The sequence below is a fragment of the Streptomyces sp. NBC_00237 genome (assembly GCF_026342435.1).
GTDB lineage: Bacteria > Actinomycetota > Actinomycetes > Streptomycetales > Streptomycetaceae > Streptomyces.
The window spans coordinates 370,128-395,318 of record NZ_JAPEMT010000001.1; the positions used below are offsets into that span (position 1 = coordinate 370,128).

Here is a 25,191-nt window from a genome sequence, read left to right on the forward strand (position 1 = left end):
CTTGGGCTTCTGCGTGGGTCAGCCCGCCTCGCGCCGGGCGAGCGCGCCCCGGGAGCGGGTGACCAGCGCGGCGAGCAGGGCCGCGCCGAGCGGTACGACGACGATGAGCGCGCCGAGGGTCTCCCACGGGACGACGATCGGCATGTCCACGTGCGGCATCCCGCCCATGCTCCAGCCCATGTCGAGGTTGTCCTGGACGTTGGCCGCGTCCTTGCGGCGGTCCGAGAGCACCAGAGCGATGGCGGGCAGCACACCGGCAGCCGAACCGAGGACCACTCCCATGAAGGAGACCGTCCCGCACTGGAAGCCGCTGAGCGCCCGGCGCACCCGCGGAGGCGCGCCGACCGCGGCGAGCGTCTTCAGGTCGGCCTCGGCGTCGGCCTGGGCGAGTCCGGTGGCGATGCCGGCCGCGCCGATGGTGATCAGTCCGGCGAACACCGTCAGCGCCAGCAGCACGATGCCGTTGTCGCTCACGTAGCCGGATTCGATGGCCACCGGCTGGTTGATGCCGATCTTGTCGATCGCCCCGTTGAGGGCCTGCGTCTGCTCGGTGCTGGGCAGGGCGGACGTCGAGAAGAGCACACCGTAGGGAACGGTGGTGAACCCCGCGGACTTGGCGAGCGACGGCGGGACCAGGAGCTGGAGGCCGTAGCCCTTCACGGACTCCGGTGCCAGGACCGTGGGCAGGTTGTGGATCTTGCCCGGAGTCTCCTTGTTGGCGGACCTCGCCTCGTCGGCCTTCTTGCGGTCGGTGACCACCTTGATGCCGGTCTGGCCGTTCACGAAGCTCGCCTTGTGGAAGGAGACGGCCTTGCCCTGCTTGAGGGCGTTCACCACGGTCGGGTCGGTGATGGCGAGCGCCTTGAGGACCTTGTCGTCACCGATGAGGACGCCGCCCTCCTGGGGGACGCCGCCACCCTCGTTGACCACACAGCGCCAGTCCTTGGAGAGCTTGCGCCGTTCGGCGATGGAGAAGGCTTCGGCCCCATCGGGAGAGTCGTGCAGGGGACAGCGGTTGGCCTTCGGCACGAAGACGTCGTACGCGCCGCACTTTTTGTCCTCGCTGTACGCGGTGCAGTTCTTGCCGCCGACGACGATGCGCTGGAACTCGGCGAGGGCGTCGAGCGGGATGTTGGCCTGGATCGCCTCGCGGACGGCGGGCACGTCGCGCCCGCCCCCTTCGTCGGTGCTCGCCACGCCGCTGCCGTGCGGCAGCATCGCCTGGTACTCGGCACGCTGCTTGGCGTCCTGGCTCTCGGCGTACGTGGCCACGGCGACCGTGCCCGCGACCGCCGCCAGCACCGCCGCGACGGCCGGAGCCGTACGTCCCCGGTTGCGGACCGCGTCGCGCAGGGCGAGGCGGGGCGACAGCGGAAGCCAGCCGCCGAGCCGCCCGAAGAGACCGACCAGCACCGGGGTGAGGGCGACGACGCCCAGCTCGGCGATGCCGCTGCCGCCCGCGACCAGGAGGATGTTGTCGCTGCTCGTCGCCCCGTACAGGGCGATCGCGACACCGATGGTGACGGCGAGCAGGCCGATGACCGGCAGCACCCTGTTGGCGCGGCGCACTCCGCGCCGTCCGGTGAGGGAGGCCAGCGGAGTCTGCCGGGACGCGTTGACCGCGGGCACGATCGCGGCCAGGAGGCCGGTGAGCACCGCGACGGCAGCGATCCCCAGCAACTCCAGCGGCACCACGGTGAACGTGCCGAACCTCTTGCCCATGGCCCCTTCGAGGACCGGTTGCAGGGCGAGGGTGAGCAGCAGGCCCAGGATCGTGCCGACGATCGCCGCGGCCACGCCGATCACGAGACCGCCGGACAGGACGATGGCCCGGATGTGGCGGCGGTCGCCGCCGTTGGCCCCGACCAGTCCGAGCTGACGGCGCGAGCGCCGGGCGCCGACCGCGAACGCGGGACCGGCCAGCAGGCAGACTTCGAGCAGGGCCATGCCGACGACCGTGGCGGCGATGGTCAGCAGCTCGCGGGGGCTGCCGTGGTCCCGGATCTCGTTGCTGCGGCCCTTGAAGTACGGGACGTCGGAGTCCGGCGGCGGCGACAGGATCACCGCACGCGACGTCACCGAGACGCCCTTGGCGTTGGCCGCCTTGACCATGTTCCACGTGAAACCTTCGCCGCCGACGGAGACGCGGTACGTGGTGTTGCCTCCGGCCTTCGGCAGGCCCTGGGCCTCCAGCGCCTTGTTCAGCGGGGCGATGAGGGTGCCGGGGGGCGCGATGACCTGCGTGGTCTTCAGCGAGTCGGGCAGCTCGTAGGAACCGACGACGGTGAACTTCGTGTCGAGGGAGCGTGCGGTGAGCGTGGAGCCCACGGAGAGTCCGCTGTCCTTGAGGAAGGCGTCGGTGGCGATGACCTCGCCCGCCTTCTCCGGGAAGCGTCCGCCGGTCAGTTCCAGGGAACCGGCGGCCATCGGGTCCGAGGCGTTGATCTCGCGGACCTCGGACGTGAGCAGGCCGTGCGTGGTGCGCAGCCGGGTCATCGCCGTGGTGTCGGTGAGGATCTTCGCGCCCGCGGGGATCGCCTTGGTGGCGTCGGCGCGGCCCTCGGGCATCGGCTTGTTGTTGAACTGCTCGAAGCCGCCGACCGGCTCGGTGCCGGTGAAGCGGGGGTCCGGCGGCTGGTGGATCGGGAGTCCGCCCCAGCCCGGCTCGGTCAGGAGGGCGTCGGCGGCGCCCATCTCCCGGGTGAGCTTCTGCTCGGTGGTCAGTTCGGCGCTGCGCAGCGTCACGTCGATCGCGCTGACGCCGAGGATCGGCACCGCGATCATCGCGAGGACGAGGATGCTGCGGCCCTTGGAGCGCCAGGCGTCGCGGCGGGCGATGCGGATCGCCGCGAGCCAGGAGTGGTACCAGCCCTTCACTTGTCGCCCGCCTGCCCGCTGGTGCCGGTGCCGCTGGCGGCGAGGAGGGACTCGGCGTCCGTCCGTACGGTCTCGTCGACGACGGAACCGTCGCGCAGGAAGACCACCCGGTCCGCCCAGGCCGCGAAGCGCGGCTCGTGGGTGACGAGGACACCGGCGGCGCCCGCGTCGCAGCGTGCGCGCAGCAGGGCGAGGACGGACTCGCCGGTCTCGGAGTCGAGGGCGCCGGTCGGCTCGTCCGCGAGGACCAGGCGGCGGTCACCGACCAGGGCGCGGGCGATGGCCACGCGCTGCTGCTGGCCGCCGGACATCTCGTCGGGGAACCGGTCGGCGAGGTGGGACAGGCCCATCTCCTCCAGCGCGGCGAGCGCGGAGACGCGGGCCTTGCGGGCGGATATCCCGTCGAGTTCGCGGGGCAGCGAGACGTTCTCGGCGGCGGTCAGCGCCGGGATGAGGTTGTAGTCCTGGAAGACGTAACCGATGCTGCGGCGGCGCAGGGCGGCCAGTTCCTTGCGGGTGACCTGGGTGATGTCGGTGCCCTCGACGACGACCTTGCCCGAGGTCGGGGCGTCGAGACCGCCCGCGATGGTCAGCAGGGTCGACTTGCCGGACCCGGAGGGGCCCATCACGGCGACGAGCTCGCCGGGGAAGACGGAGAGGTTGACGCCGCGCAGGGCGTGCACCTCGGTGGCGCCGCTGCCGTGTACACGGGTCAGCTGCTCCAGTTGCAGCACAGGCTGCTGGGACTGGTCGGGCATGGGTCTGGGGTCCCCCCTGGAAGGGCCGCGCGGCACGGGGCGCCGGTCGGCGGTCGTACGGAAGTGGTGGGCATACGGCCGACGGGAGCGGTCGTACGCCGGTGTGGCGGTGCCGGGGTCAGCGGCGGGTGGCTCGGGCAGGCGCGCCCTTGGCGGTGCGCGGGGCGGGATCGGCCGGTGGCGGAGTGGCTCCCCGCTTGGCCGCGGCGGAGAGCCGGACGAGCCGGGACTCGGAGTGGTCGAGCCAGCGGGCCTCGGCCTCGGTCTGGAAGATCAGCTGTTCCAGAACGAGCAGCCAGGCCATGTCGTCGCGGCCCCGGGGGCTCTCTTGGAGGTCGCTGCCGCCGGACTCGACGGCGATCAGGGCCTGGGCCTTGAGCCGGGTGTAGTCCTGCATCGCCTTCAGGGTGGCGTGCCGCTGGGACTGGATGACGGACCGGATGTCGACGCCGGGGGCGCCGACGGCCATCGCCAGCTTGATCGCGAGTTCGTCGCGGGGCGGGCTGGTGCGGTCGACGGGGCGCTCGAACCACTGGCGCAGTTCGTCGCGTCCGGCGTCGGTGATCGCGTACAGCGGGTGTCCCGCGTCGTCGTCGCCGTCCGGGACGACCATGCCGTCGCGCTCCAGGCGGCTGAGCGTCGTGTAGACCTGCCCGACGTTCAAGGGCCAGGTGGCACCCGTGCGGGACTCGAATTCGGTGCGCAGCTGGGAGCCGTACCGAGGGCCCTGTTCGAGGAGGGCGAGAAGCCCGTGGCGGATCGACATACTGAGTATGTATACCGAGTATGGCCGTGGTGGCAAGCCGGGCTCTTGGTGGAGGTGTGACCGGATGGCTCGGTCCGCGTGCCCGGTTGGTTGCGTTATGTGACGCTGAGTCCGATGGGTCCGGGGTACCCGACGGGAGGCGGTCGGCCGATGGCTTCAGGACTGCGGGCGCACGGTGCGGTGTGGGCGGCGGGAGCCGTTCTGGTGCTGGGGGGCGCGGGGCCCGCGTCGGCGGAGGAGCCCTCTCCCCCGGTTTCGACCTCGGTTTCGACCCCGGACTCCGCTTCCGCTGCGGACTCGGACTCCGCTGCGCACGCTGCCGGTGAGAGCGTCGGGGTGGGTGAGCGGTTCGCCGGGCGGAAGGCAGGGGCGGGACGGGTGCGGCCGGGGCGGGCACCCGAGCCGGAAGTGGTGCGACCGGTGGCGGTCCGGATGCCGCAGGCGCCTGTTCGTCGGCCGCCGACGGTGGCTCCCCGAGTGCCGGAGGTGCACCGGCCGGACCCCCTCGTGCAGGCTGCTCCACGGGCGGGGGCGGTTGCGGTCAGGCCGGTGCCCTTGGGGGTCGGGATCGTGCTGGTGGGCTTGGGGCTGGGGTTCTTGGGGGTGCGGCTGAGGCGACCGTGACGGGCCGGGACTACTTGGCCGGGTTGCCCGTGGAGACCGTCAGCTCGATGGTGGTGCTCTTCGGGTCGATCGCGGTTCCCGCGCGCGGGAACTGGTCGATCACCGCTTCCTCGCCCCACTGGTTCTCGTCGACGGGCTTCTCGCGGATCGACCAGCCCTCCGCCTGGGCGCATTCCTTGACCGAGCGCACGTTGATGTAGACGAAGTTGGGCATCACGACCTTGGACGGGTCGAGAGTGTCCTCCTTGGCGTCGGTGCACACCGTGGTCTCGACGACCTTCGACCGGTCAGGAGCCTTGTGGCCCGCCTGCTGGCCGTTGGCCGGGTCGGACGGCTTGTCCTCCGTCTTGTCCTTCGGGAGGATCGCGAAGACCACACCACCGATCACGGCCAGCACGATTGCCACGGCGCCGATCAGCATCGGGGTGTTCTTCTTCTTGGCCGGAGCAGGCGCGGGAAGAGGCGTCGGTACGGGCGTGGGGTTCTGCGCGTACGGCGCGGGCGTCGCGTACCCGCTCTGCTGCGGCGGGTATCCGTACGCCGGCTGCGGGGCCGGAGTCGGCATCGGCGCGGGCGTCGCGGGGCCGTACGGGTGGTGGGCCGGGGGCGTGTACGGGGTCTGGACGCCGCTGGACGGGGCGCTGTGCCCCGTCTGGTCGACCGGCGGGAAGACCGCCGAGCCGACGCCCGAGCCCGCGCCCTGCACCGGGCCGCTGCCCGGGACGATCATGGGAGCCGCGCCCGGCTGCACCGAGGCGAGCACGCGGTGGCACTCGTCGGCCATCGCCGCTGCGCTCGGGAAGCGCTCGTTCGGGTTCTTCTTCAGCGCGCGGGCGACCAGCGCGTCGACGGCCGGCGGGATCGTCCGGTTGATGGAGGACGGGGCGACCGGCTCCTCCTGGACGTGTGCGTACGCGATGGCCAGCGCCGAGTCCGCCTCGAACGGGATCCGGCCGGTGAGCAGTTGGAACAGCATGATGCCGACCGAGTACAGGTCGGACCTGGCGTCCACGCCGCGCCCCAGCGCCTGCTCCGGCGAGAGGTACTGCGGGGTGCCGACGACCATTCCGGTCTGGGTCATGGAGGTCACGCCGGACTGCATGGCTCGGGCGATGCCGAAGTCCATCACCTTCACGACGCCGCGCTTGGTCATCATCACGTTGCCGGGCTTGATGTCGCGGTGGACGAGGCCCATCTCGTGACTGGTCTCCAGCGCCGCGAGCACGTCGGAGGTGATCTTCAGGGCCTTGTCGGCGGGCATCGCGCCGTACCGCTGGATGTCGTCGTTCAGGACCGAGCCGAGCGGCTGTCCCTCGACGTACTCCATGACGATGTACGGCATCCGGGCGCCGCCGAGATCGTCCTCGCCGGTGTCGAAGACGGAGACGATGTTGGTGTGCGAGAGCTTGGCGACGGCCTGGGCCTCGCGCCGGAACCGTTCGCGGAAGGCGTCTTCGCGTCCCAGTTCCGTGTGCAATGTCTTGATCGCGACCTGGCGGTCGAGCGCCGCGTCGTAGGCCAGGTAGACGGAGGCCATGCCGCCCTCGCCGAGCAGGTCGCGGAGCTGGTAGCGACCACCTGCCACGGAGCCGCCCGCGTACCGGCCCTGCGTGCCGTCCTGGCTCATGACTGTGCTTCCCCCTCGGCCGCGGTGTTCCGCGTCGGACCGGCCCCCGCTGCCGGAGGCCCGTACAGAGACAATCCGCGATCATCCCTCATTACGGGCCAAGTCTGCCCGAGGGGTCCGACACGTCAAGCGAGGTGCCCGTTCCGTGACCGTACGGGCAAGGAACAGACTCGGAAGCGTTATCCGCAGGACGCCTGAGGGTGGGTAATTTGCACGGGTACAGGCGCAACGGTTTTGATGGCAGGTCCATCTGATAGCAGAGGGGCCATGCGCGAGGCTGTAGCGTGACGTGGCGGAGAACCCTGTGAACCACCGCGACGCGGGCATACGAGCCGACGGTTTTGTGACCGGACGGCCCCCGCGAGCGCGGACAGATGATGACGGCGAGGACTGATGGCACCCGAACCCGAGGACACCGGCGGTGGAGTGTCTGACCTGCCGGAATCGTTCGGTATGGGCGGACTTGTCGGAGATGGCCGCTACCGGCTGACGCACCGTCTCGGTCGTGGCGGCATGGCGGAGGTCTTCGCCGCGGAGGACGTGCGGCTGGGCCGTACGGTCGCGGTGAAGCTGCTGCGTTCCGACCTCGCCGAGGACCCCGTCGCCAAGGCGCGCTTCACGCGTGAGGCGCAGTCGGTCGCGGGCCTCAACCACCATGCGGTCGTGGCCGTGTACGACTCGGGCGAGGACCGCATCGGCGGCAACCTCGTCCCGTACATCGTGATGGAGCTCGTCGAGGGCCACACCATCCGTGACCTGCTGCTCAACGCCGAGGCCCCGGGCCCGGAGCAGGCGCTGATCATCGTCTCCGGCGTGCTGGAGGCCCTCGCGTACAGCCACCAGCACGGCATCGTGCACCGCGACATCAAGCCCGCGAACGTGATCATCACGCACGGCGGCGCGGTCAAGGTGATGGACTTCGGCATCGCGCGCGCCCTGCACGGCGTGCAGTCGACGATGACGCAGACCGGCATGGTCATGGGCACGCCGCAGTACCTCTCCCCGGAGCAGGCGCTCGGTAAGGCTGTCGACCACCGCTCCGACCTGTACGCGACCGGCTGCCTGCTGTACGAACTGCTCGCGCTGCGGCCCCCCTTCATGGGCGAGACGCCGCTGTCGGTGGTCTACCAGCACGTCCAGGACATTCCGGTGCCGCCGTCCGAGATGTCGGACGTGGCCCCGCCGGAGCTCGACGGCCTCGCCATGCGCGCCCTCGCGAAGGACCCGGACGACCGGTTCCAGAGCGCGGAGGAGATGCGCGGGCTGGTCCAGTACGGGCTCCAGATGCTCCAGCAGCAGGGCAGCCACACCGGCACCTGGAACACCGGTCCCGTCGAGATGCACGAGAGCAGCTACACGCCCGCTCACGGCAGCAACACGGCGACCACGGCGATGGGGCACCCGCAGCACGGGGACACGTCGCAGTTCCGGCCGGGCGGGATGCTGCCGCCGCAGAACCCGCACGACGGGGGTTACGACGGCGAGTACGACGAGCGTCCGAGCCGCGCCAAGATGTGGATCTTCGCGGTGCTGGCGGTCCTCGCGATCGGGGTCGGTGTGTCGTACGCGAACAACTGGTACCAGCCGACGGGCAAGGAAGAGCCGAAGAAGGAAGTGCCCGTCGCCCCGAGCAATCCCGACAAGACCCCGACCGGCGACGAGTCCCCCACCGACGAGGACTCCTCCGGCGGGAACAGTGAGAACGGCAGCTCCTCTTCGTCGACCAACGGCGGGTCGGGCGGTCTGCCGCCCAAAAAGACGACGACCAAGCCGCCGACGAAGGACAAGACGACCAAGCCGCCCGTGGACCCGACGAAGCCCCCGCCGACCAACCCGGGCACCGATCCCGGCACGGACCCGGATCCCAAGCCCCCGGTCGATCCCGGCACGGACCCGGATCCCAAGCCCCCGGTCGATCCCGGCACGGATCCCAAGCCCCCGGTCGACCCTGCTACCGACCCCAAGCCGCCGGTCGACCCCGCCCCGGATCCCAAGGACCCCAAGGACCCGGGCACCGAGCCGGGCAACACGACGTAACACGGGCACGCAGGGCCTCAGCTTCGAGGCCCCGGGCCCCCGGGCCGGGTATCACCCCGCGAAGGCGTCCAGCACGGCTTCGTACTCCTTGGTCCACCAGACCGCCAGGGCCGACGCCGCAGGAAACTGCGGGTCGGCCCTTCGGTCGTGCAGCTGGTAGCGCCAGCGCAGTATCCAGAAGTCGTTGAGCCGCTCCCACCACACCCGGTGCACGGCGGCGGCCAGTTCGGCCTCCCCCGCCCCCGTGGTGCGCCGGTACGCCCGTGCGTACGCACGGGTCTTCGTCAGCTCCAGAGGGCCGTCGGGCCGTACGAAGAAGATGGCCGCCGCACGGACCGCTTCCTCGGCGCGGGGCTGCACGGCGAGCCGGTCCCAGTCGACGATCGCGGCGGGCTCCGCGTCCCGGTAGAGCAGGTTCAGCGGGTGGAAGTCGCCGTGCACCCAGCCCGCGGTGGGCTCTGCCCCGGCAAGCGGACGACGGTGTGCGTGCCGCTCCAGGAGCGTGCGGCGTTCCAGGAGGCGGTGTTCGGCGAGGACGTCGAAGGCGTCCCTGGGGCGCCTCCTGCGGGCCAGAAGCAGCAGTTCGTCGATGGTCTCGAAGCTGTCCCGGGGATCGGCGCTGAGCTGCCCGCCGTCGCGTCCGGCCGCCGACTCCATGACCCGGTCCAGACAGGTGTGTACGACGCCGAGCAGGGCGCCCAGGCGGAGTGACTCGGCCTCGGTGAGCTGGGCGCCGTCGCGGTGGCTGCCGTCGATCCAGGGGTGCAGTGCGTAGCAGCGCCCGCCGATCACCGCGAGGGTGTCGCCGTCGGTGCCGGGCAGGGGCGGTGCGACGGGGACACCGAGCTCGGCCAGGCGCTGGGTGGCGCCGTGCTGGCGGGCGATGGCGGTGCGGTCGCCGTCGAGGTGGTGCTTGAGGAAGAAGTCGCCGCGGGTGGTCGCCAGGTGGAAACCGTGATTCAGCAGGCCCTGGGCGACGGGCTCGCAGGACACCGGCTCGCCCAGGAAGGCGTACCGGCGCAGCAGGCGGTCCAGGGGCGGGGCCGGGGCGGATGTTTCACGTGAAACGGCGGCGGGTCCGACGGCTTCTGCGGGTTCTGCGGGTTCTGCGGGTTCTGCGGAAACAGATGAGCGCGGCACCCGGCAGATGTTAGATCACGACAGGTTACGTGGCCTCACCCTGTGTATCCGTCCGTCCCAAGGGCTGGTTCAGCCGATGTGCTGGAGGGCCCGCTCGCGGACGTCGCGCAGCGTGTGCACCAGGAAGAACTGCGGATGGATGCGCATGTACACGGGGTCGAAGGGCTCGCCCTCGACCTCGGTGGGGCCAGGGCCGAAGAGTTCCCGCTCGGCCTCGGTCGGCTCGATGACGCGGGCTTCTCCGGTGGCCTGCACGGACCACAGGTGGACGTCGCCCGAGTTGAAGTTGTCGGTCTCGTACGCCACGACACTGCCGTTGCACGCCTGGTGGTAGCCGTAACCGGCGTGCATCCGCAGCACGATCTCGCCGTCGGTCACCACATGGCGGGCGACGGCGAGGAACGGCAGCGCACGCATGCTGGTGGCGACCCGGCCGTACGGAACGGAGGTCAGCAGCTGCATGGCGCGGAAGCGCTCGGAAGTGGGCATGCCTTCACTGTGCGCGATGCCAGGCCCTGTCCAAAAGAGACCTAGGTCCCGAGAAAAGTCACAAAGTGCCTGATCAGGGACCTAGGGGGTACTTTTTGCCAGGTCAGCGGCGTTCTTCGGCCTGCATCCGGGCCACGTACGCGGCGGCCTGCGAACGGCGTTCCATGCCGAGCTTGGAGAGCAGACTGGAGACGTAGTTCTTGATCGTCTTCTCGGCGAGGTGCAGCCGCTCGCCGATCACGCGGTTCGTCAGGCCCTCGCCGATCAGGTCGAGGATCTTGCGCTCCTGCTCGGTGAGGTTGGCCAGGCGCTGGTCGCCCTTGGCGTTGTTCCCGGCCCGCAGTCGCTCCAGGACGCGGGCCGTCGCGACCGGGTCGAGGAGGGATTTTCCGGCGGCCACGTCCCGTACTGCCGAGAGGAGTTCGCTGCCGCGGATCGCCTTGAGGACATAACCGGACGCACCAGCCATGATCGCGTCGAAAAGGGCCTCGTCATCGGCGAACGAAGTGAGCATCAGGCATTTGATGTCCTCATTCTGCGAACGGACTTCGCGGCAGACCTCCACACCGCTTCCATCCGGCAGCCGGACGTCGAGCACGGCGACATCGGGACGGGTCGCAGGGATCCTGACCAGGGCGTCTGCCGCCGTACCCGCCTCTCCGACGACTTCGATGTCGTCCTCGACGGAGAGCAATTCATGGACACCTCGCCTGACTACTTCGTGGTCATCGACGAGGAAAACAGTGATTTTGCCTGATTCGCGCACGCCGCCATCCTCACACACCAACTCTTCCCGTGCCCGAGGTGACCGGGATAACGTTCCCCTGTTCCGGCGGCCCGCAAGGCTCTGACCAGTGGTTGTTCCCGCATTCTTCGATTTACTTGGAAATCCAAGCAAAATCGCAGGTCAAATGGGGTTTCGCAGTTATGCGAAGCACTGGGTAACGTGCTTTTGACAGGGCGTTCGCCGGGGCACCTGTCACGCCCTGTCCCGGCCGAGCCGCACCCACCCCGTGCGCGGGTACGGGATCAGGGCGAGCCGCACTGGCCTTCCGGCAGACCCCGGGGGCCGGACCGACGGAGGAGCACGCACGTGACCGTGGACAGCACTGCCGCGCGTAAACCGCGCCGCAGCAGCGGAGCATCTGGAGCGGCCGCCAAGCGCGCCGGTACCAAGAAGGCCGCGACCAAGGCCCCCGACGAGCCGCAGCTGGTGCAGCTGCTGACGCCCGAGGGCGAGCGGGTCACACACCCGGACTACGAGATCGACCTGTCCGCCGACGAACTGCGCGGGCTGTACCGGGACATGGTCCTCACCCGTCGCTTCGACGCCGAGGCGACCTCGCTCCAGCGTCAGGGCGAACTGGGCCTGTGGGCTTCGCTGCTCGGCCAGGAGGCCGCGCAGATCGGCTCCGGCCGCGCCCTGCGGGACGACGACTACGTCTTCCCGACCTACCGCGAGCACGGCGTGGCCTGGTGCCGGGGCGTCGACCCGACGAACCTGCTGGGCATGTTCCGCGGCGTGAACCACGGCGGCTGGGATCCCAACAGCAACAACTTCCACCTGTACACGATCGTCATCGGCTCGCAGACCCTGCACGCCACCGGTTACGCCATGGGCGTCGCCAAGGACGGCGCGGACTCGGCCGTGATCGCGTACTTCGGCGACGGCGCGTCCTCGCAGGGCGACGTCGCGGAATCGTTCACCTTCTCCGCGGTCTACAACGCCCCGGTGGTCTTCTTCTGCCAGAACAACCAATGGGCGATCTCCGAGCCCACCGAGAAGCAGATGCGGGTGCCGCTCTACCAGCGCGCCCAGGGCTTTGGCTTCCCGGGCGTCCGCGTCGACGGCAACGACGTGCTGGCCTGTCTGGCCGTCACCAAGGCGGCCCTGGAGCGGGCCCGCCGGGGCGAAGGACCCACCCTGGTCGAGGCGTTCACCTACCGGATGGGCGCGCACACCACCACCGACGACCCGACGCGGTACCGGGCCGACGAGGAGCGCGAGGCGTGGGAGGCGAAGGACCCGATCCTGCGCGTCCGTACGTACATGGAGAAGGAAGGGCTCGCCGACGCCGCCTTCTTCGAGGAGATCGAGGCCGAGAGCGAGGCGCTCGGCAAGCGGGTGCGGGAGGCCGTGCGCTCGATGCCCGACCCCGACACCATGGCGATCTTCGAGAACGTCTACGCGGACGGGCACGCGCTCGTCGACGAAGAGCGCGCCCAGTTCGCCGCCTACCAGGCGTCGTTCGCCGAGGAGGGCAAGTAAAAGCCATGGCAGTCAAGAAGCTTCCGATCGCCAAGGCGATCAACGAGTCCCTCCGCACGGCGCTGGAGAACGACCCCAAGGTCCTCATCATGGGCGAGGACGTCGGCCAGCTCGGCGGCGTCTTCCGGGTCACCGACGGCCTGTTCAAGGACTTCGGCGAGGGCCGGGTCATCGACACCCCGCTCGCCGAGTCCGGCATCGTCGGCACGGCCATCGGTCTCGCGCTGCGCGGCTACCGGCCCGTCGTGGAGATCCAGTTCGACGGCTTCGTCTTCCCGGCGTACGACCAGATCGTCACGCAGCTCGCGAAGATGCACGCCCGCTCGCTCGGCAAGATCAAGCTGCCCGTCGTCATCCGCATTCCGTACGGCGGCGGCATCGGCGCGGTCGAGCACCACAGCGAGTCGCCCGAGGCCCTGTTCGCGCACGTCGCGGGCCTCAAGGTCGTCTCGCCCTCCAACGCGTCCGACGCGTACTGGATGATGCAGCAGGCCATCCAGGGCGACGACCCGGTGATCTACTTCGAGCCGAAGCGGCGCTACTGGGACAAGAGCGACGTCGACTTCGACGCGATCCCCGCCCCGCTGCACAAGGCGCGGGTCGCCCGGGAGGGCACGGACCTCACGCTCGCCGCGTACGGGCCGATGGTCAAGGTCTGCCTGGAGGCGGCCGCCGCCGCTGCCGAGGAGGGCAGGTCGGTCGAGGTCGTGGACCTCCGGTCGATGTCCCCGATCGACTTCGACGCCCTCCAGACCTCGGTCGAGAAGACCCGACGCCTGGTCGTCGTGCACGAGGCTCCGGTCTTCTACGGTGCGGGCGCGGAGATCGCCGCCCGCATCACCGAGCGGTGCTTCTACCATCTGGAGGCCCCGGTGCTGAGGGTCGGCGGCTACCACGCGCCGTATCCGCCGGCCCGCCTGGAGGAGGAGTACCTGCCGGGTCTTGACCGGGTACTCGACGCCGTCGACCGCTCGCTCGCGTACTAAGGGGCCGACCAGATGACTACGACTGACACTTCTGCTCGCTACCGCGAGTTCAAGCTGCCCGACGTGGGCGAGGGCCTCACCGAGGCCGAGATCCTCAAGTGGTACGTCCAGCCCGGTGACACCGTCACCGACGGCCAGGTCGTGTGCGAGATCGAGACCGCGAAGGCGGCCGTCGAACTGCCCATCCCGTACGACGGCGTGGTGCACGAGCTGCGCTTCGAGGAGGGCGTGACCGTCGACGTCGGCACGCCGATCATCACGGTCGACGTGGCGCCGGGAACGGCTGCGCCGGAGGCCCCTGTCGCCGCTCCTGCGCCTGCCCCTGTGCCTGTCACGGAGCCGGAGGAGGACAAGGCGCCCGAGGGCCGCCAGCCCGTCCTGGTCGGCTACGGCGTCTCCGAGTCCTCCACTAAGCGTCGCGCCCGCAAGACGGACGGCCCGGCCCCGGAGAAGGCGGCCTACTCCGCCGCTGTCCAGGCCGAGTTGAACGGCACGTCGGCGTCGGCCGTCGAAGAGCTCGCGCGGCCGCTCGCCAAGCCGCCGGTGCGCAAGCTGGCGAAGGACCTCGGGATCGACCTGGCGACGGTCACGCCGACGGGTGCCAACGGCGTCATCACGCGTGAGGACGTGCATGCGGCGGCTTCGGGTGCCGTCGATGTTTCACGTGAAACGGCCGGAGTCCCGGGGGCTGTCTCCCGGGAAGACGCAGCACGTGAAGCAATCGACGACGTGGATGCTCCCGGTACCGCGACGGCGTTCGTCGGGATCGATACGGATGCGCCCCTCGCATCCCGCGAAAAGATCATCCCGATCAAGGGTGTCCGCAAGGCCATCGCTGCGGCCATGGTCAAGAGTGCCTTCTCCGCCCCGCACGTCACCGAGTTCATCACCCTCGACGTGACGCGCACGATGAAGCTGGTGGAGGAGCTCAAGGCGGACAAGGACATGGCGGGGCTGCGGGTGAACCCGCTCCTCATCATCGCCAAGGCACTCCTCGTCGCGATCAAGCGCAACCCGGGCGTCAACGCCACCTGGGACGAGGCGAACCAGGTGATCGTGCAGAAGGAGTACGTGAACCTTGGCATCGCCGCGGCCACCCCGCGCGGTCTGATCGTCCCGAACATCAAGGACGCTCACGCCAAGACGCTGCCCGAACTGGCGTCCGCCCTGGGTGACTTGGTCTCCGTGGCCCGTGAGGGCAAGACCTCTCCTGCGGCCATGCAGGGCGGCACGGTGACCATCACCAACGTCGGCGTCTTCGGTGTCGACACCGGCACCCCGATCATCAACCCGGGCGAGTCCGCGATCCTCGCGGTCGGCGCGATCAAGCTCCAGCCCTGGGTCCACAAGGGCAAGGTCAAGGCCCGCCAGGTCACCACCCTGGCGCTCTCCTTCGACCACCGCCTGGTCGACGGCGAGTTGGGGTCGAAGGTCCTGGCCGACACGGCGGCGATCCTGGAGAACCCGAAGCGCCTGATCACCTGGGCGTAAGCAGCCAGGAGGGGGCCCGTCCGCGATGCGGACGGGCCTTTCTCGTGTACGCCTGTTGTATCTATGCTGTGCGCATGTCTGCCGCACCCCCCGCCGCCGAACGCGTCTACGACCACATCAAGAGGGGGGTGCTCGACCGCAGCTACGAGGGCGGGACCCTCCTCACCGAGGGCCATCTCGCCGAAGCCGTGGGGGTGTCCCGGACCCCGGTCCGCGAGGCGCTGCTGCGGCTGGAGGTCGAGGGGCTGATCAAGCTCTACCCGAAGAAGGGCGCCCTGGTCCTCGCGGTCTCCGCGCAGGAGATCGCTGACGTGGTCGAGACCCGCCTGCTGGTCGAGGAGTTCGCGGTGCGCAAGGCCGTACCGGCGTCGCCCCGGCTGATCGCCCGGCTCGAAGGTCTGCTCGCCGAGCAGAAGCACCGGGCGCTCGCGGGCGACCTGGCGGAGGTCGCCGTCACCGACCGCTGCTTCCACGCCGAGATCGTCCGCAACGCCGGGAACCAGATCCTCTCCCGCCTCTACGACCAGATGCGCGACCGGCAGCTGCGGATGGGCGTCGCGGTGATGGAGGCACACCCGGACCGCATCGCCCTCAACATCACCGAGCACGCCGAACTGCTCGACGCCCTCAAGGCGGGGGACGCGGAGGCCGCAGCCGGGTGCGTACGCCGCCACGTCAGCCGCGTGAAGATCCTGGTCAGGGGGGACGACCGATGAAGCCCGCAGTGCAGCCCCTGCACGGCGATCCTCCCGGCGGCCGCAGGGCCATGGCCGTCTGGTCGATCGGCGTCACCGTCTACTTCGTCGCCGTCATCTTCCGCACCAGCCTGGGCGTCGCGGGTCTGGACGCTGCCGACCGCTTCCACGTCAACGCCTCCGCCCTGTCCACCTTCTCCATACTCCAGCTCCTCGTGTACGCGGGCATGCAGATACCCGTCGGCCTGCTGGTCGACCGGCTCGGCACCAAGAAGGTGCTGGCCATCGGCGCGGTGCTGTTCACGCTCGGCCAGGTGGGCTTCGCGCTCTCGCCGACGTACGGCATGGCACTGCTCTCCCGCGCGCTGCTCGGCTGCGGCGACGCGATGACGTTCATCAGCGTGCTGCGGCTCGGTACCCGTTGGTTCCCTGCCCGGCGCGGACCGATGATCGCGCAGGTCGCCGCCTTGTTCGGGATGGCGGGCAACCTCGTCTCGACGCTGGTGATCGCGCGGGCGCTGCACGGGTACGGCTGGACGGTGACGTTCGTCGGCAGCGCGGCGGCCGGTGCGGTGGTCCTCGTGCTGACGCTGCTCTTCCTGAAGGACCACCCCGAGGGGCACGAGCCGCCGCCCGTCCAGAAGGCGGGACCCTCCTTCGTACGCGAGCAGATCGCAGCCGCGTGGCGCGAGCCCGGCACACGGCTGGGGATGTGGGTGCACTTCACGACGCAGTTCCCGGCGATGGTCTTCCTGCTGCTGTGGGGCATGCCGTTCCTGGTGGAGGCACAGGGCATGTCGCGGGCGGCGGCCGGTGAGCTGTTGACGCTGGTGGTGCTCTCCAACATGGCGATCGGGCTCGTGTACGGGCAGGTCATCGGCCGGCATCACGCGGCGCGGGTGCCGCTGGCGCTCGGCACGGTGGCGGCGACCGCGCTGTTGTGGGGCGCGACGATCGCGTACCCCGGGGAGCACGTGCCGATGTGGCTGCTGATCACGCTGTGCGTGGTGCTCGGGGCGTGCGGACCCGCCTCGATGATCGGTTTCGACTTCGCGCGGCCCGCGAATCCGCCGGAGCGTCAGGGTACTGCCTCGGGCATCGTGAACATGGGCGGCTTCATCGCCTCCATGACCACCCTGCTCGCGGTGGGCGTGCTGCTGGACGCGACCGGCGACAACTACCGGATCGCGTTCGCCTCGGTGTTCGTTCTCCAGGCGGTGGGGCTGACCCAGATCCTGCGGCTGCGCACGCGGACGGCGCGGCGCGAGCGGGAGCACCTTGTGGCGAGCAGAGTGGAGGCCGTGCACGTACCCGCATAGCCGTACACGTCTCTGACCAGCACCCCGCCGAGCCCTGTGGCGCGCGAACGTTTCACGTGAAACGTCGTCACGCCCGTTGCTGCGGGCGTCGCTACGGCGTGACCGCGAAGTTCCGCAGGATCGCTTCGGCCAGGTCCTCGTCGCCCTCGATCTTGATCAGGTCGGCCACCGAGCCGTACCGCACGCGACCGCAGGCGAGCCGGTAGTAGGTCTCCCAGTCCAGGGCGATCGTCACGAGCGGGCCGAGCGAGGGGGTTCCGTCGATGGTGCCGTGGCCCTGAGCGTCGATGCGGACCGTGCGCAGGAACTCGACCGGGCCGTGCACGTCGAAGACGACCGCCGAGTTCGGGGGCGCTCCGGCTTCCTTGGCGACGACCTTCGGCAGCGACTGCAGCAGCAGGTCACGGGTGACGTAGGCGCCCGGGGAGTCCAGGTTGCCTGGCTGGTGGAAGGTGGTGCGCAGGTCCTGTTCGTGCACCCACAGGTCGAACGCACGCATCCGCAGGGCGAGTTCGATGGTCTGCTCGCGCCCGCCGAGGGGAGAGCGGATCACGGTGTCGGGGGAGCGGGTCTCGTTCCGCATCTGCCGGTTGCGGCGGATGATCGTGTACTCCAGCTCCGAGGTCATCTCGGGCGCCGTGTGGTGGCGGCGGACGTCGACCTGGACCTCTATGTAGCGGGCCAGGTCGGACGTCAGGTGGGTCAGGTCGCTGGGCAGCGTGTGGATCGGGCGGGGGTCGCCCAGCATCTCGCACTCCATGCCGATGACATGGGAGACGAGGTCGCGCACGGACCAGCGCGGGCACGGGGTGCGGCGGTTCCACTCGCCCTCGACGAGCGGCTTCACCAGCTCGGATATCGCCTCTATGGAGTGGGTCCAGGCGTCGGCGTAGGTCTGCAGGGCGGGATGGTGGACGGTCACGGGACCCCTCGGGCGGTTCAGTGGCGGCGGCGCGGACGGTGCGGCTGGGTTGCCGTGCGTGCGTGCGGGCAGGTGCGGTCTGGTGCGTTCTGGGTGGCGGCCTTGGACGCTAAGTTACGCTGCCCGGAGGCACCCCGGCAGTGCTTTCGTGTGACGATCGTAGGCCCGTGTTGACGGCTTGAATGCCAGGACGGTGGTAGTGTGCGCGCCTCTCTGCTCCAGATCGACGTAAATAACGATGAATCGGTCAATTCCCGTCGGGAGAGGGTCGCTTCACTGGTGAGGGCGCAGCAGGACAGCGACCTCGTGGTGCTGCCCGAGCTCTGGCCGACGGGTGCGTGGGCGTACGAGAGTTTCGCCGAGGAGGCGGAGCCGCTGGAGGGCCCCACGTACGAGGTGATGGCGAAGGCCGCGCGGGACGCCGGGGTCTGGCTGCACGCCGGTTCGTTCGTGGAGCGTGACCCTGAGGGCCCTCTCTTCAACACCTCGCTCGTCTTCTCCCCTGACGGTGAACTCGCCGCCGCGTACCGGAAGATCCACCGGTTCGGCTTCGACGAGGGCGAGGCCGCTCTGATGGCCCCGGGCGGCGAGCTGGTCTCCGTACGCACTCCCGATCTGCACCTGGGCCTGGCGACCTGTTACGACCTGCGCTTCCCCGAGCTGTTCCGGGGGCTCGTCGACGCCGGGGCCACCACCTTCGTGATCCCCGCGGGCTGGCCCGCCCGTCGGCGTGGGCACTGGACGCTGCTGGCCCGCGCCCGTGCCGTCGAGAACCAGGCGTACGTCCTGGCCTGCGGCACCGCGGGCACGCACGGCGGCGTCGAGCAGGCCGGGTACAGCATCGTGGTCGACCCGTGGGGCGAGGTGCTGGCCGAGGCGGGACCCGGTGAAGAGGTGCTGACCGTGGAGCTGGACCCGGAGCGGCCCGCGGCCACCAGGGAGCAGTTCCCGGCCCTGAAGGACCGGCTTCTGGGGCTTGCCGCGCCGCGCCGTTGAGCTGCCTCTCGGGCGAGTGACGGCTCTGCGGCAGGCGGTGGTCGGCGGGTCAGGACGTTCCCGGGCCGTCCGGGAGGTGCCGCGGGTCAGTCGTCGTCCCGCTCCTTCTCCGCCATTCGGATCACGCACACCGCGACGGCGATGAGCAGGGCCGCATCCGCGTCCTCCCGTACGACGTTGACCGCGTACGTCTCCCGCATCCGGAACCACTTGCGGGAGATGTGCGCCAGGAGTTCGCCGTCGTACTCCACGGCGAACTCCCGGTCCAGCACGCGCCCGCTGACGTCCAGCTCGGTGCCTTCGTTCAGTGTCACCCGGTAGTGGTTGCGGATCAGCGACAGGCGCTTCTTCCTGACGGTCGCGAGGCTCTCCCCGTCCCGCTCCAGCGTCATGGCGTCCCGCCAGCTGAGCATCTTCTCCTTGAGGGTGATCAGCACCCGGCCGTGCGGGTCCTTGATCTCCAGGGTGTCCCGGAGCCGGAGCGCCTTGCCGTCGACGAGGAAGGCGTGCCGCCCGTGCTCGTCCTCGATCCAGTAGTCGTCACCGATGGCGAAGAGCTTGTCGCGTACGAGGTATTTCATGCCATGACGGATACCCGTCCCCGCACCGGAGTCACGTGCGCGGCCGTACGACCTTGATGTTGAAGCCGAAGTCGCCGGTGCTGGTGGCGATCGCGATGAACAGCAGCGCGTAGTGCTCCTGGCCGCGCGCGGTCCGTATCCCGCCGAGGTCGAGGTGGGAGGACTCCGGCCAGCCGAGGTCGACGAGCAGCCGCCCGACGGCTGCCTTCGCGGCCGGGCCCTCGCCCGACAGGAACACGTTGCTCGCTCCTTCGAGGGCCTCGGGGGCGGTCATCGCCGTCGAGTCCATCGTGCAGAGCGACTTCACGACGTGTGTCCGCGGGAACTCCTCCTGGATCAGCTCCCCGAGGCTCGCCACCGGGTGGTCGAGCGTCCAGTCCTCCCGGAATCCGATCGCGATGTCCAGCAGCACCTTGCCCGCGAGGGCGTCGGCACCGATCCGGTGGAGGAGGGGGACGGACCCCGCCCCGGGGGTCGCGTTGACGAGTAAGTCACCGTGCGAAGCGGCTTCCGCGAGGCCGACGACGGTGTGGTCGAGGTCCTTCCGTTCGTCCGGGGTGCGTGAACCCAGTACCACGTCATGTCCTGCGCGGGACAGGCCAGTTGCTACGGCCCGTGCCACATTTCCCGTTCCGAGGATTCCTATGCGCATACGGCGAACCTAGGCGCGGCCGACCGGGTGGGCATCGGTCGCAAGGGCCGGGGGCGCTGGACCTTTCGCCGTAGTCCGGTCGACCTGTTCAGGCCGCCTCGCTGTGCCGTGCGTATGTGATGCCGGGGAGTCCGCCGAAGTCCTTCGTGCCGGTGGGAACGAAGCCCGTACGAGCCAGGACGCCGCGGGAAGCGGCGTTGTCGAGGGTGGTCTCCGCATGCACGGTGTGCAGGCCGTAGCGGGTGTCGGCGAGGGTGCACAGGTCGCGGACGGCGGTAGTGGCGTGGCCCTGGCCGGTGGCCTTCTCGGCGAGGCGGTAGCCGAGTTCGGCGGTGCCGTCGGCGATGTCGATGAGGTTGAAGCGGCCGAGGATCTCGCCGGTCGTCTCGTCCACGAGGACGTGGAAAGCGATGGTTCCGGCGGCCTGTTCGTCGAGGAGGGCCTGGTGGCGGGTGTCGAACTCGGCGAAGTACGCGTCGCCTCGGTCGGGTAGGGAGGCGGCGAAGAAGTCCCGGTTCTCGCACTCGAAGGCGAGGAGGGCGGGGGCGTGATCGGCGCGCAGGAGCTGGAGTTCGGGCATGCGGGCAGCGTAGGTGTGGGAGTGGGCTCGAAGTCACGTGATTTCAGCGCGGGTTCGGGGCGGACCGTGATGTTTCACGTGGAACGTCGAGTCCCGGCGGTGCATGTTTCACGTGAAACGTCGAGGCTCGGCGGAGCGTGTTTCACGTGAAACATTCAGGATGGGGATCAGGGGGTGCGGAACGCGGTCAGGCCCGGTTCCAGCTCCAGGTCGGGCCAAGGGACGAGGCCCGTCTTCTCCAGGACGCGGATCGAGGCCGGGTTGTCGAGGGACACCTTGGCGAAGACGATCTCGATGTCCGGGGAGGTGAGCCCGTGTGCGACCAGAGCGCGGGCCGCCTCCGTGGCGTAGCCCCGGCGCTGGCGGGAGGGTGCGATCCCGTACCCGAATTCCGCCGTACCGTCCGGCTGCGGCGTGAACAGGCCCGTACCGCCGACGACCTGACCGCTCTTCCGCTCGATGATCTGCCGGTGGCCGTGCGTGCCGTACCAACTGGGGTGTTTCTCGAAGAGCGCGGACCGGATCTTGTCGACCTTGTTGGGGAAGTCCTCCACCCAGTGCGGGAGGCGCTTCCCACTGACCACCGTGGCCACCTCCTCGGGCGTCCAGGTGCGGAGGAGGAGACGGTCGGTGATCAGGTCGGGTATGACGGTCAAGGTGGCTCCTGGCGGGACGCGGTACACGGGATGCGGTACGAGAGGCTGACCGACGCCCGTGGGCCCCGGCCGACCGAACCTTCGCAGAGCGGCGGCACGGCCGACAAGGGATTTCCGCAGGGCACGGGAGCCGGGCGGGGCTCCTACGCGTCGCCCCCGCGCGAGGGGGCGCGGCGGACCGTGATGCTGCCCACGCTGGTGTGCGCCCGGACCTCGACCGCTTCGGCGGCGTCGCCGGGGCCGGCCGAGTCCTCCAGGTCCGTATAGACCCTGCCCACCCGCGATGTGACGTCCAGCCATGCAGCCGAGCCCTCGCGGATCCCGATTTCGATGTTGCCCGCCGAGGTCTCGACCGTGACCTTGTCCCGGACGACCTCGTCGATGCGGACGCTGCCGTTGGCGCTGCGCGCGGTGACCGAGGAGAGGGCGCGGGCGACCGCCACCTCGCCGTTGGCGATACGCAGGGTCAGGGCGCCGAGCACGTCGCCGATGCGGGTGCTGCCGTTGGAGTTCTTGACGTCGCAGGTGCCGCCGACCCGGCCGAGACGGATCTCGCCGGAGCCGGTGGTGACGTCCGCGTCGCCCTCGACGTGCTCGGCGGAGACGCTGCCGTGCGAGGTGTTGAGGTCGACGGAGCCCGCGTGGGCGACGCGGAGTTCACCGACCGACGTCCTGATCCGTACCTCGGAGAGAGGGCCGAGGCAGTCGAAGTCGCTGACGGAGCCCTTGCCTTCGAGGCGTGAGTCCGTGGGGAGTTCGACCTCCACGGAGATCGAGGGCGACTTGCCGAACAGGCTGCGGGTCTTCGGGCCGCGCACCCGCAGGGCGCCGTGCGCGTACTCCACGCGGGTCAGGGAGGCGGCCTTCAGGTCCGATGCGTTGGTGTCGTCGCTGGGGCGTACGGTCACGACGCTGTCGGTCCGGTCGGTGGCGGTGATCCTGGCCGTGCCGACTTCGACGAACACGTTGGCGGCGACCGGCGCGGCGGTGTCGAAGTGGTGGACGTGCGGCTGGTTGGTGGCGCTGGTTTTCGGCGGCATGGCTGTCCCGTCCTCTTGGCTCTGGTGGTCGGTCCCGCGAGCGCGGTCGTTCGCGCGAGCGCGGTCGATCCCGTGCATGCGGTCGATCCCGTGCATGCGGTCGCTCCCGCGCACAGGTGATCCGGCCCTACCGGACCCACCCCGTGAAGCTCTGCCTGCCGCGGCCCGCGCTCTGCTCCCGCGGGCTCCGGCCGGGTCCGGGGCTGCCCGCGGAGGGGTCGACGGCCGCGCCGACCGCCCGGACCAGCCAGGCGTTGAGCGACAGGCCCTCGCGGCTCGCCGCCTCCTCGGCCCGGGTCTTGAGGTGGGTGGGCAGCCGGAGGTTGATGCGCGATGTGCCGCCCTCGTCGGCGTCGGCCGGGGCGGCGGGCGGCACCGGAGGAGCGGACGGCGCGGACGAAGCCCCGGGCCCGCCGTGCCTGTCGGCGTCGGACTGCCAGCCGAACTCCGCCCCGCCCGGCGCCGGGGTCACCACGAACGAGGGGTCGAGCCCCCGCAGCCGTACGTCCACCGAGCCGGGGGCCAGTTCGCGGGTGACCTCGCCCATCGCGTCCGACAGGACGTTCAGCAGGGCGAGGCGGGCGGCCGACTCCAGCGGAGCGGTGAGCCGCTCGGCGAGGACACGGGCTTCGTCGCCCCCGGCCTCGGCGGCCGCCGCGAGTTCGCGGCGGAGGGTGTCGACGTACGGGGTGAGATCCATGACGCCATGATGGCTTCACCCTGGTGCCACAGCAAGGCTGGGCCTGGCTCACCCCTGCCCCGTGCCGCCGTGGCGGGGCCTTCACGCAGTCGTCCGGGCCCGCCTTCACGCGGCTGTGACCGCGCGTTCGTCCGGCGGTGGCACCCTTGTCCCATGACTGCCGCTGATGCCGCCGAGCCCGCCGCGACCCCTGTCCCTCCCCGTTCACGCGCCCGCGTCCGAGCCCCTGAGCTCGTCGGCAAGGGCGGCTGGCTGAACACGGGCGGCAAGGAGCTGACCCTCGCCGACCTGCGTGGACGCATCGTCATCCTCGACTTCTGGACCTTCTGCTGCATCAACTGCCTGCACGTCCTGGACGAGTTGCGCGAGCTGGAGCAGCGGCACAGCGACACCACCGTCATCATCGGCGTGCACTCGCCGAAGTTCGTGCACGAGGCCGAGCACCAGGCCGTCGTCGACGCCACCGAGCGCTACCAGGTGCACCACCCCGTCCTCGACGACCCCGAGCTGGCCACCTGGAAGCAGTACGCGGTCCGCGCCTGGCCGACCCTCGTCGTCGTCGACCCCGAGGGATACGTCGTCGCCCAGCACGCGGGCGAGGGCCACGCACATGCCATCGAGCGCCTGGTCACCGAGCTGGAGGCCGAGCACGAGGCGAAGGGCACGTTGCGGCGCGGCGACGGCCCGTACGTCGAGCCGGAGCCCGTCGCCAGCGACCTCCGCTTCCCCGGCAAGGTGCTCCTCCTGCCGGACAGCGGCAACCTCCTCGTCTCGGACACCACCCGCGACCAGCTCGTGGAGCTCGCCCCCGACGGCGAGAGCGTCCTGCGCCGCATCGACGGCGGAGACGGCGGCTTCAACGAGCCGCAGGGCCTCGCGCTCCTCCCCGACGGCCGCGTGATCGTCGCCGACACCGTCAACCACCAGCTCAAGGCGTACGACGCGGGGACCGGCGAGGTCACCGTCCTCGCGGGCACCGGAAAGCAGTGGTGGCAGGGCGAGCCGACGAACGGCCCCGCCCTCGACGTGTCGCTCTCCTCCCCCTGGGACGTCGCCTGGTGGCGCGGCGAGCTGTGGATCGCCATGGCGGGCGTGCACCAGCTCTGGGCGTACGACCCGGAGGCGGGCACCGTCCGCGTCGCCGCGGGGACGACGAACGAAGGTCTGGTCGACGGCCCGGTCGCCGAGGCGTGGTTCGCCCAGCCGTCCGGGCTCGCGGCCACCGAGGACCGCCTGTGGGTCGCCGACTCCGAGACGTCCGCGTTGCGCTGGGTGGACACCGAGGACGTCGTCCACACCGCCGTCGGCACGGGCCTCTTCGACTTCGGCCACCGCGACGGCGATGCCGGGCAGGCACTGCTCCAGCATCCGTTGGGCGTCACCGCGCTGCCCGACGGCTCGGTCGCGCTCAGCGACACCTACAACCACGCCCTGCGCCGTTACGAACCCGCGAGCGGCCGGGTCACCACCCTCGCCACGGACCTGCGCGAGCCGAGTGACGCCGTGCTCGTCGGGGACGACATCGTCGTCGTGGAGTCCGCCCGCCACCGGCTGACCCGGCTGCGGCTCCCGGACGAGGCGGTACGGGTGGAAGCAGTGGCGCACCGCACGCAGCGGGCGGCGACCGACGTCGCGCCGGGCACGCTCCGGCTGGACGTGGTCTTCCAGGCGCCGAGCGGCCAGAAGCTGGACACCCGGTACGGGCCCTCGACGCGGCTGCTGGTCTCGGCGACCCCGCCCGAGCTGATCGCCGAGGGGGAGGGCACCGGCACCGACCTGGCACGCGAGATCCTGCTGAACCCGGACGTCACGGAGGGCGTGCTGCACGTCTCCGCGATGGCCGCCTCCTGCGACGACGACCCGGCGAACGAGTACCCGGCCTGCCACGTCCACCAGCAGGACTGGGGCGTCCCGGTCCGCGTCGCCGAGGGCGGCGAGTCGCGGCTGGCGCTGGTGCTGGCGGGCCTGGACTCGTAGCGCCTGGAC

At 70.4% G+C, this 25,191-nt stretch carries 22 protein-coding genes; 8 read left to right on the forward strand and 14 right to left on the reverse strand.

The window, feature by feature from the left end; translation table 11 throughout:
• Positions 1-18: 18 nt before the first annotated feature.
• The 4 genes from OG897_RS01465 to OG897_RS01480 form a co-directional block, all read right to left on the reverse strand.
• Positions 19-2,877, reverse strand: coding sequence for an FtsX-like permease family protein (locus OG897_RS01465; protein WP_266652058.1), 2,859 nt, complete (start codon positions 2,875-2,877; stop codon positions 19-21).
• Complete coding sequence (locus OG897_RS01470; RefSeq protein ID WP_266652060.1) at positions 2,874-3,635, reverse strand: ABC transporter ATP-binding protein; 762 nt, start codon at positions 3,633-3,635, stop codon at positions 2,874-2,876. Before OG897_RS01470 ends, OG897_RS01465 begins: the two co-directional genes overlap by 4 nt.
• Before the next feature lie 118 nt (positions 3,636-3,753).
• Positions 3,754-4,401 carry a PadR family transcriptional regulator gene (locus OG897_RS01475; RefSeq protein ID WP_266652062.1) on the reverse strand — a complete coding sequence of 216 codons (648 nt, stop codon included), beginning with the start codon at positions 4,399-4,401 and terminating at the stop codon, positions 3,754-3,756.
• 634 nt (positions 4,402-5,035) lie between these two features.
• Positions 5,036-6,652: a protein kinase gene (locus OG897_RS01480; protein ID WP_266652064.1), complete on the reverse strand. Its 1,617-nt coding sequence runs from the start codon at positions 6,650-6,652 to the stop codon at positions 5,036-5,038.
• A 393-nt stretch (positions 6,653-7,045) separates the two neighbouring features.
• Between OG897_RS01480 and OG897_RS01485 the strand changes: the two genes are divergently transcribed.
• The gene (locus tag OG897_RS01485) at positions 7,046-8,689 is read left to right on the forward strand and encodes a protein kinase (RefSeq protein WP_266652066.1); all 1,644 of its coding nucleotides are present in this window, start codon (positions 7,046-7,048) and stop codon (positions 8,687-8,689) included.
• A 51-nt stretch (positions 8,690-8,740) separates the two neighbouring features.
• On the opposite strand, the gene OG897_RS01490 is transcribed toward OG897_RS01485, so the two are convergent.
• From OG897_RS01490 to OG897_RS01500, 3 genes are all read right to left on the reverse strand, one after another.
• A complete protein-coding gene (locus OG897_RS01490) occupies positions 8,741-9,829 on the reverse strand; it encodes a phosphotransferase (RefSeq protein ID WP_266652068.1) in 1,089 nt (362 codons plus the stop codon).
• Between the two features lie 69 nt (positions 9,830-9,898).
• Positions 9,899-10,318 carry a pyridoxamine 5'-phosphate oxidase family protein gene (locus tag OG897_RS01495; protein ID WP_266652070.1) on the reverse strand — a complete coding sequence of 140 codons (420 nt, stop codon included), beginning with the start codon at positions 10,316-10,318 and terminating at the stop codon, positions 9,899-9,901.
• Positions 10,319-10,421: 103 nt separating this feature from the next.
• Positions 10,422-11,084: a response regulator transcription factor gene (locus OG897_RS01500; RefSeq protein WP_266652072.1), complete on the reverse strand. Its 663-nt coding sequence runs from the start codon at positions 11,082-11,084 to the stop codon at positions 10,422-10,424.
• A gap of 327 nt (positions 11,085-11,411) precedes the next feature.
• Between OG897_RS01500 and pdhA the strand changes: the two genes are divergently transcribed.
• From pdhA to OG897_RS01525, 5 genes are all read left to right on the forward strand, one after another.
• Positions 11,412-12,587, forward strand: coding sequence for a pyruvate dehydrogenase (acetyl-transferring) E1 component subunit alpha (gene pdhA, locus OG897_RS01505; protein WP_266652074.1), 1,176 nt, complete (start codon positions 11,412-11,414; stop codon positions 12,585-12,587).
• A 5-nt stretch (positions 12,588-12,592) separates the two neighbouring features.
• On the forward strand, positions 12,593-13,573 hold the full coding sequence (locus tag OG897_RS01510; protein ID WP_266652076.1) for an alpha-ketoacid dehydrogenase subunit beta: 981 nt from the start codon (positions 12,593-12,595) through the stop codon (positions 13,571-13,573).
• 12 nt (positions 13,574-13,585) lie between these two features.
• Positions 13,586-15,064, forward strand: coding sequence for a dihydrolipoamide acetyltransferase family protein (locus OG897_RS01515; RefSeq protein WP_266652078.1), 1,479 nt, complete (start codon positions 13,586-13,588; stop codon positions 15,062-15,064).
• 74 nt (positions 15,065-15,138) lie between these two features.
• The gene (locus tag OG897_RS01520; RefSeq protein ID WP_266652080.1) at positions 15,139-15,780 is read left to right on the forward strand and encodes a GntR family transcriptional regulator; all 642 of its coding nucleotides are present in this window, start codon (positions 15,139-15,141) and stop codon (positions 15,778-15,780) included.
• A complete protein-coding gene (locus tag OG897_RS01525; RefSeq protein ID WP_266652082.1) occupies positions 15,777-17,078 on the forward strand; it encodes a nitrate/nitrite transporter in 1,302 nt (433 codons plus the stop codon). The genes OG897_RS01520 and OG897_RS01525 overlap by 4 nt, the downstream gene beginning before the upstream one ends.
• Before the next feature lie 91 nt (positions 17,079-17,169).
• On the opposite strand, the gene OG897_RS01530 is transcribed toward OG897_RS01525, so the two are convergent.
• Positions 17,170-18,000, reverse strand: coding sequence for a maleylpyruvate isomerase family mycothiol-dependent enzyme (locus OG897_RS01530; RefSeq protein ID WP_266652084.1), 831 nt, complete (start codon positions 17,998-18,000; stop codon positions 17,170-17,172).
• A gap of 201 nt (positions 18,001-18,201) precedes the next feature.
• Here OG897_RS01530 and OG897_RS01535 point away from each other — a divergent pair, with 201 nt between their 5' ends.
• Positions 18,202-18,996: a carbon-nitrogen family hydrolase gene (locus tag OG897_RS01535; RefSeq protein WP_266652086.1), complete on the forward strand. Its 795-nt coding sequence runs from the start codon at positions 18,202-18,204 to the stop codon at positions 18,994-18,996.
• Between the two features lie 86 nt (positions 18,997-19,082).
• Here the strand turns inward: OG897_RS01535 and OG897_RS01540 are convergent, their stop codons facing one another.
• The 6 genes from OG897_RS01540 to OG897_RS01565 all read right to left on the reverse strand — a co-directional run bounded on the left by OG897_RS01540 (position 19,083) and on the right by OG897_RS01565 (position 23,205).
• Positions 19,083-19,577, reverse strand: coding sequence for an LURP-one-related/scramblase family protein (locus OG897_RS01540; RefSeq protein WP_266652088.1), 495 nt, complete (start codon positions 19,575-19,577; stop codon positions 19,083-19,085).
• A gap of 31 nt (positions 19,578-19,608) precedes the next feature.
• Entirely contained in the window at positions 19,609-20,229 is a 621-nt protein-coding gene (locus tag OG897_RS01545) for an NADPH-dependent F420 reductase (RefSeq protein WP_266652090.1), read from the reverse strand.
• A gap of 88 nt (positions 20,230-20,317) precedes the next feature.
• The gene (locus tag OG897_RS01550) at positions 20,318-20,809 is read right to left on the reverse strand and encodes a GNAT family N-acetyltransferase (RefSeq protein ID WP_266652092.1); all 492 of its coding nucleotides are present in this window, start codon (positions 20,807-20,809) and stop codon (positions 20,318-20,320) included.
• A gap of 167 nt (positions 20,810-20,976) precedes the next feature.
• Positions 20,977-21,465, reverse strand: coding sequence for a GNAT family N-acetyltransferase (locus tag OG897_RS01555; RefSeq protein ID WP_266652094.1), 489 nt, complete (start codon positions 21,463-21,465; stop codon positions 20,977-20,979).
• Between the two features lie 143 nt (positions 21,466-21,608).
• A complete protein-coding gene (locus OG897_RS01560; RefSeq protein ID WP_266652096.1) occupies positions 21,609-22,505 on the reverse strand; it encodes a DUF4097 family beta strand repeat-containing protein in 897 nt (298 codons plus the stop codon).
• 127 nt (positions 22,506-22,632) lie between these two features.
• Positions 22,633-23,205 carry a YlcI/YnfO family protein gene (locus OG897_RS01565; protein WP_266652098.1) on the reverse strand — a complete coding sequence of 191 codons (573 nt, stop codon included), beginning with the start codon at positions 23,203-23,205 and terminating at the stop codon, positions 22,633-22,635.
• Between the two features lie 153 nt (positions 23,206-23,358).
• Here OG897_RS01565 and OG897_RS01570 point away from each other — a divergent pair, with 153 nt between their 5' ends.
• Positions 23,359-25,182 (forward strand): NHL domain-containing thioredoxin family protein, encoded by a 1,824-nt coding sequence (locus tag OG897_RS01570; RefSeq protein WP_266652100.1) that lies wholly within the window; start codon positions 23,359-23,361, stop codon positions 25,180-25,182.
• Positions 25,183-25,191: the final 9 nt, after the last annotated feature.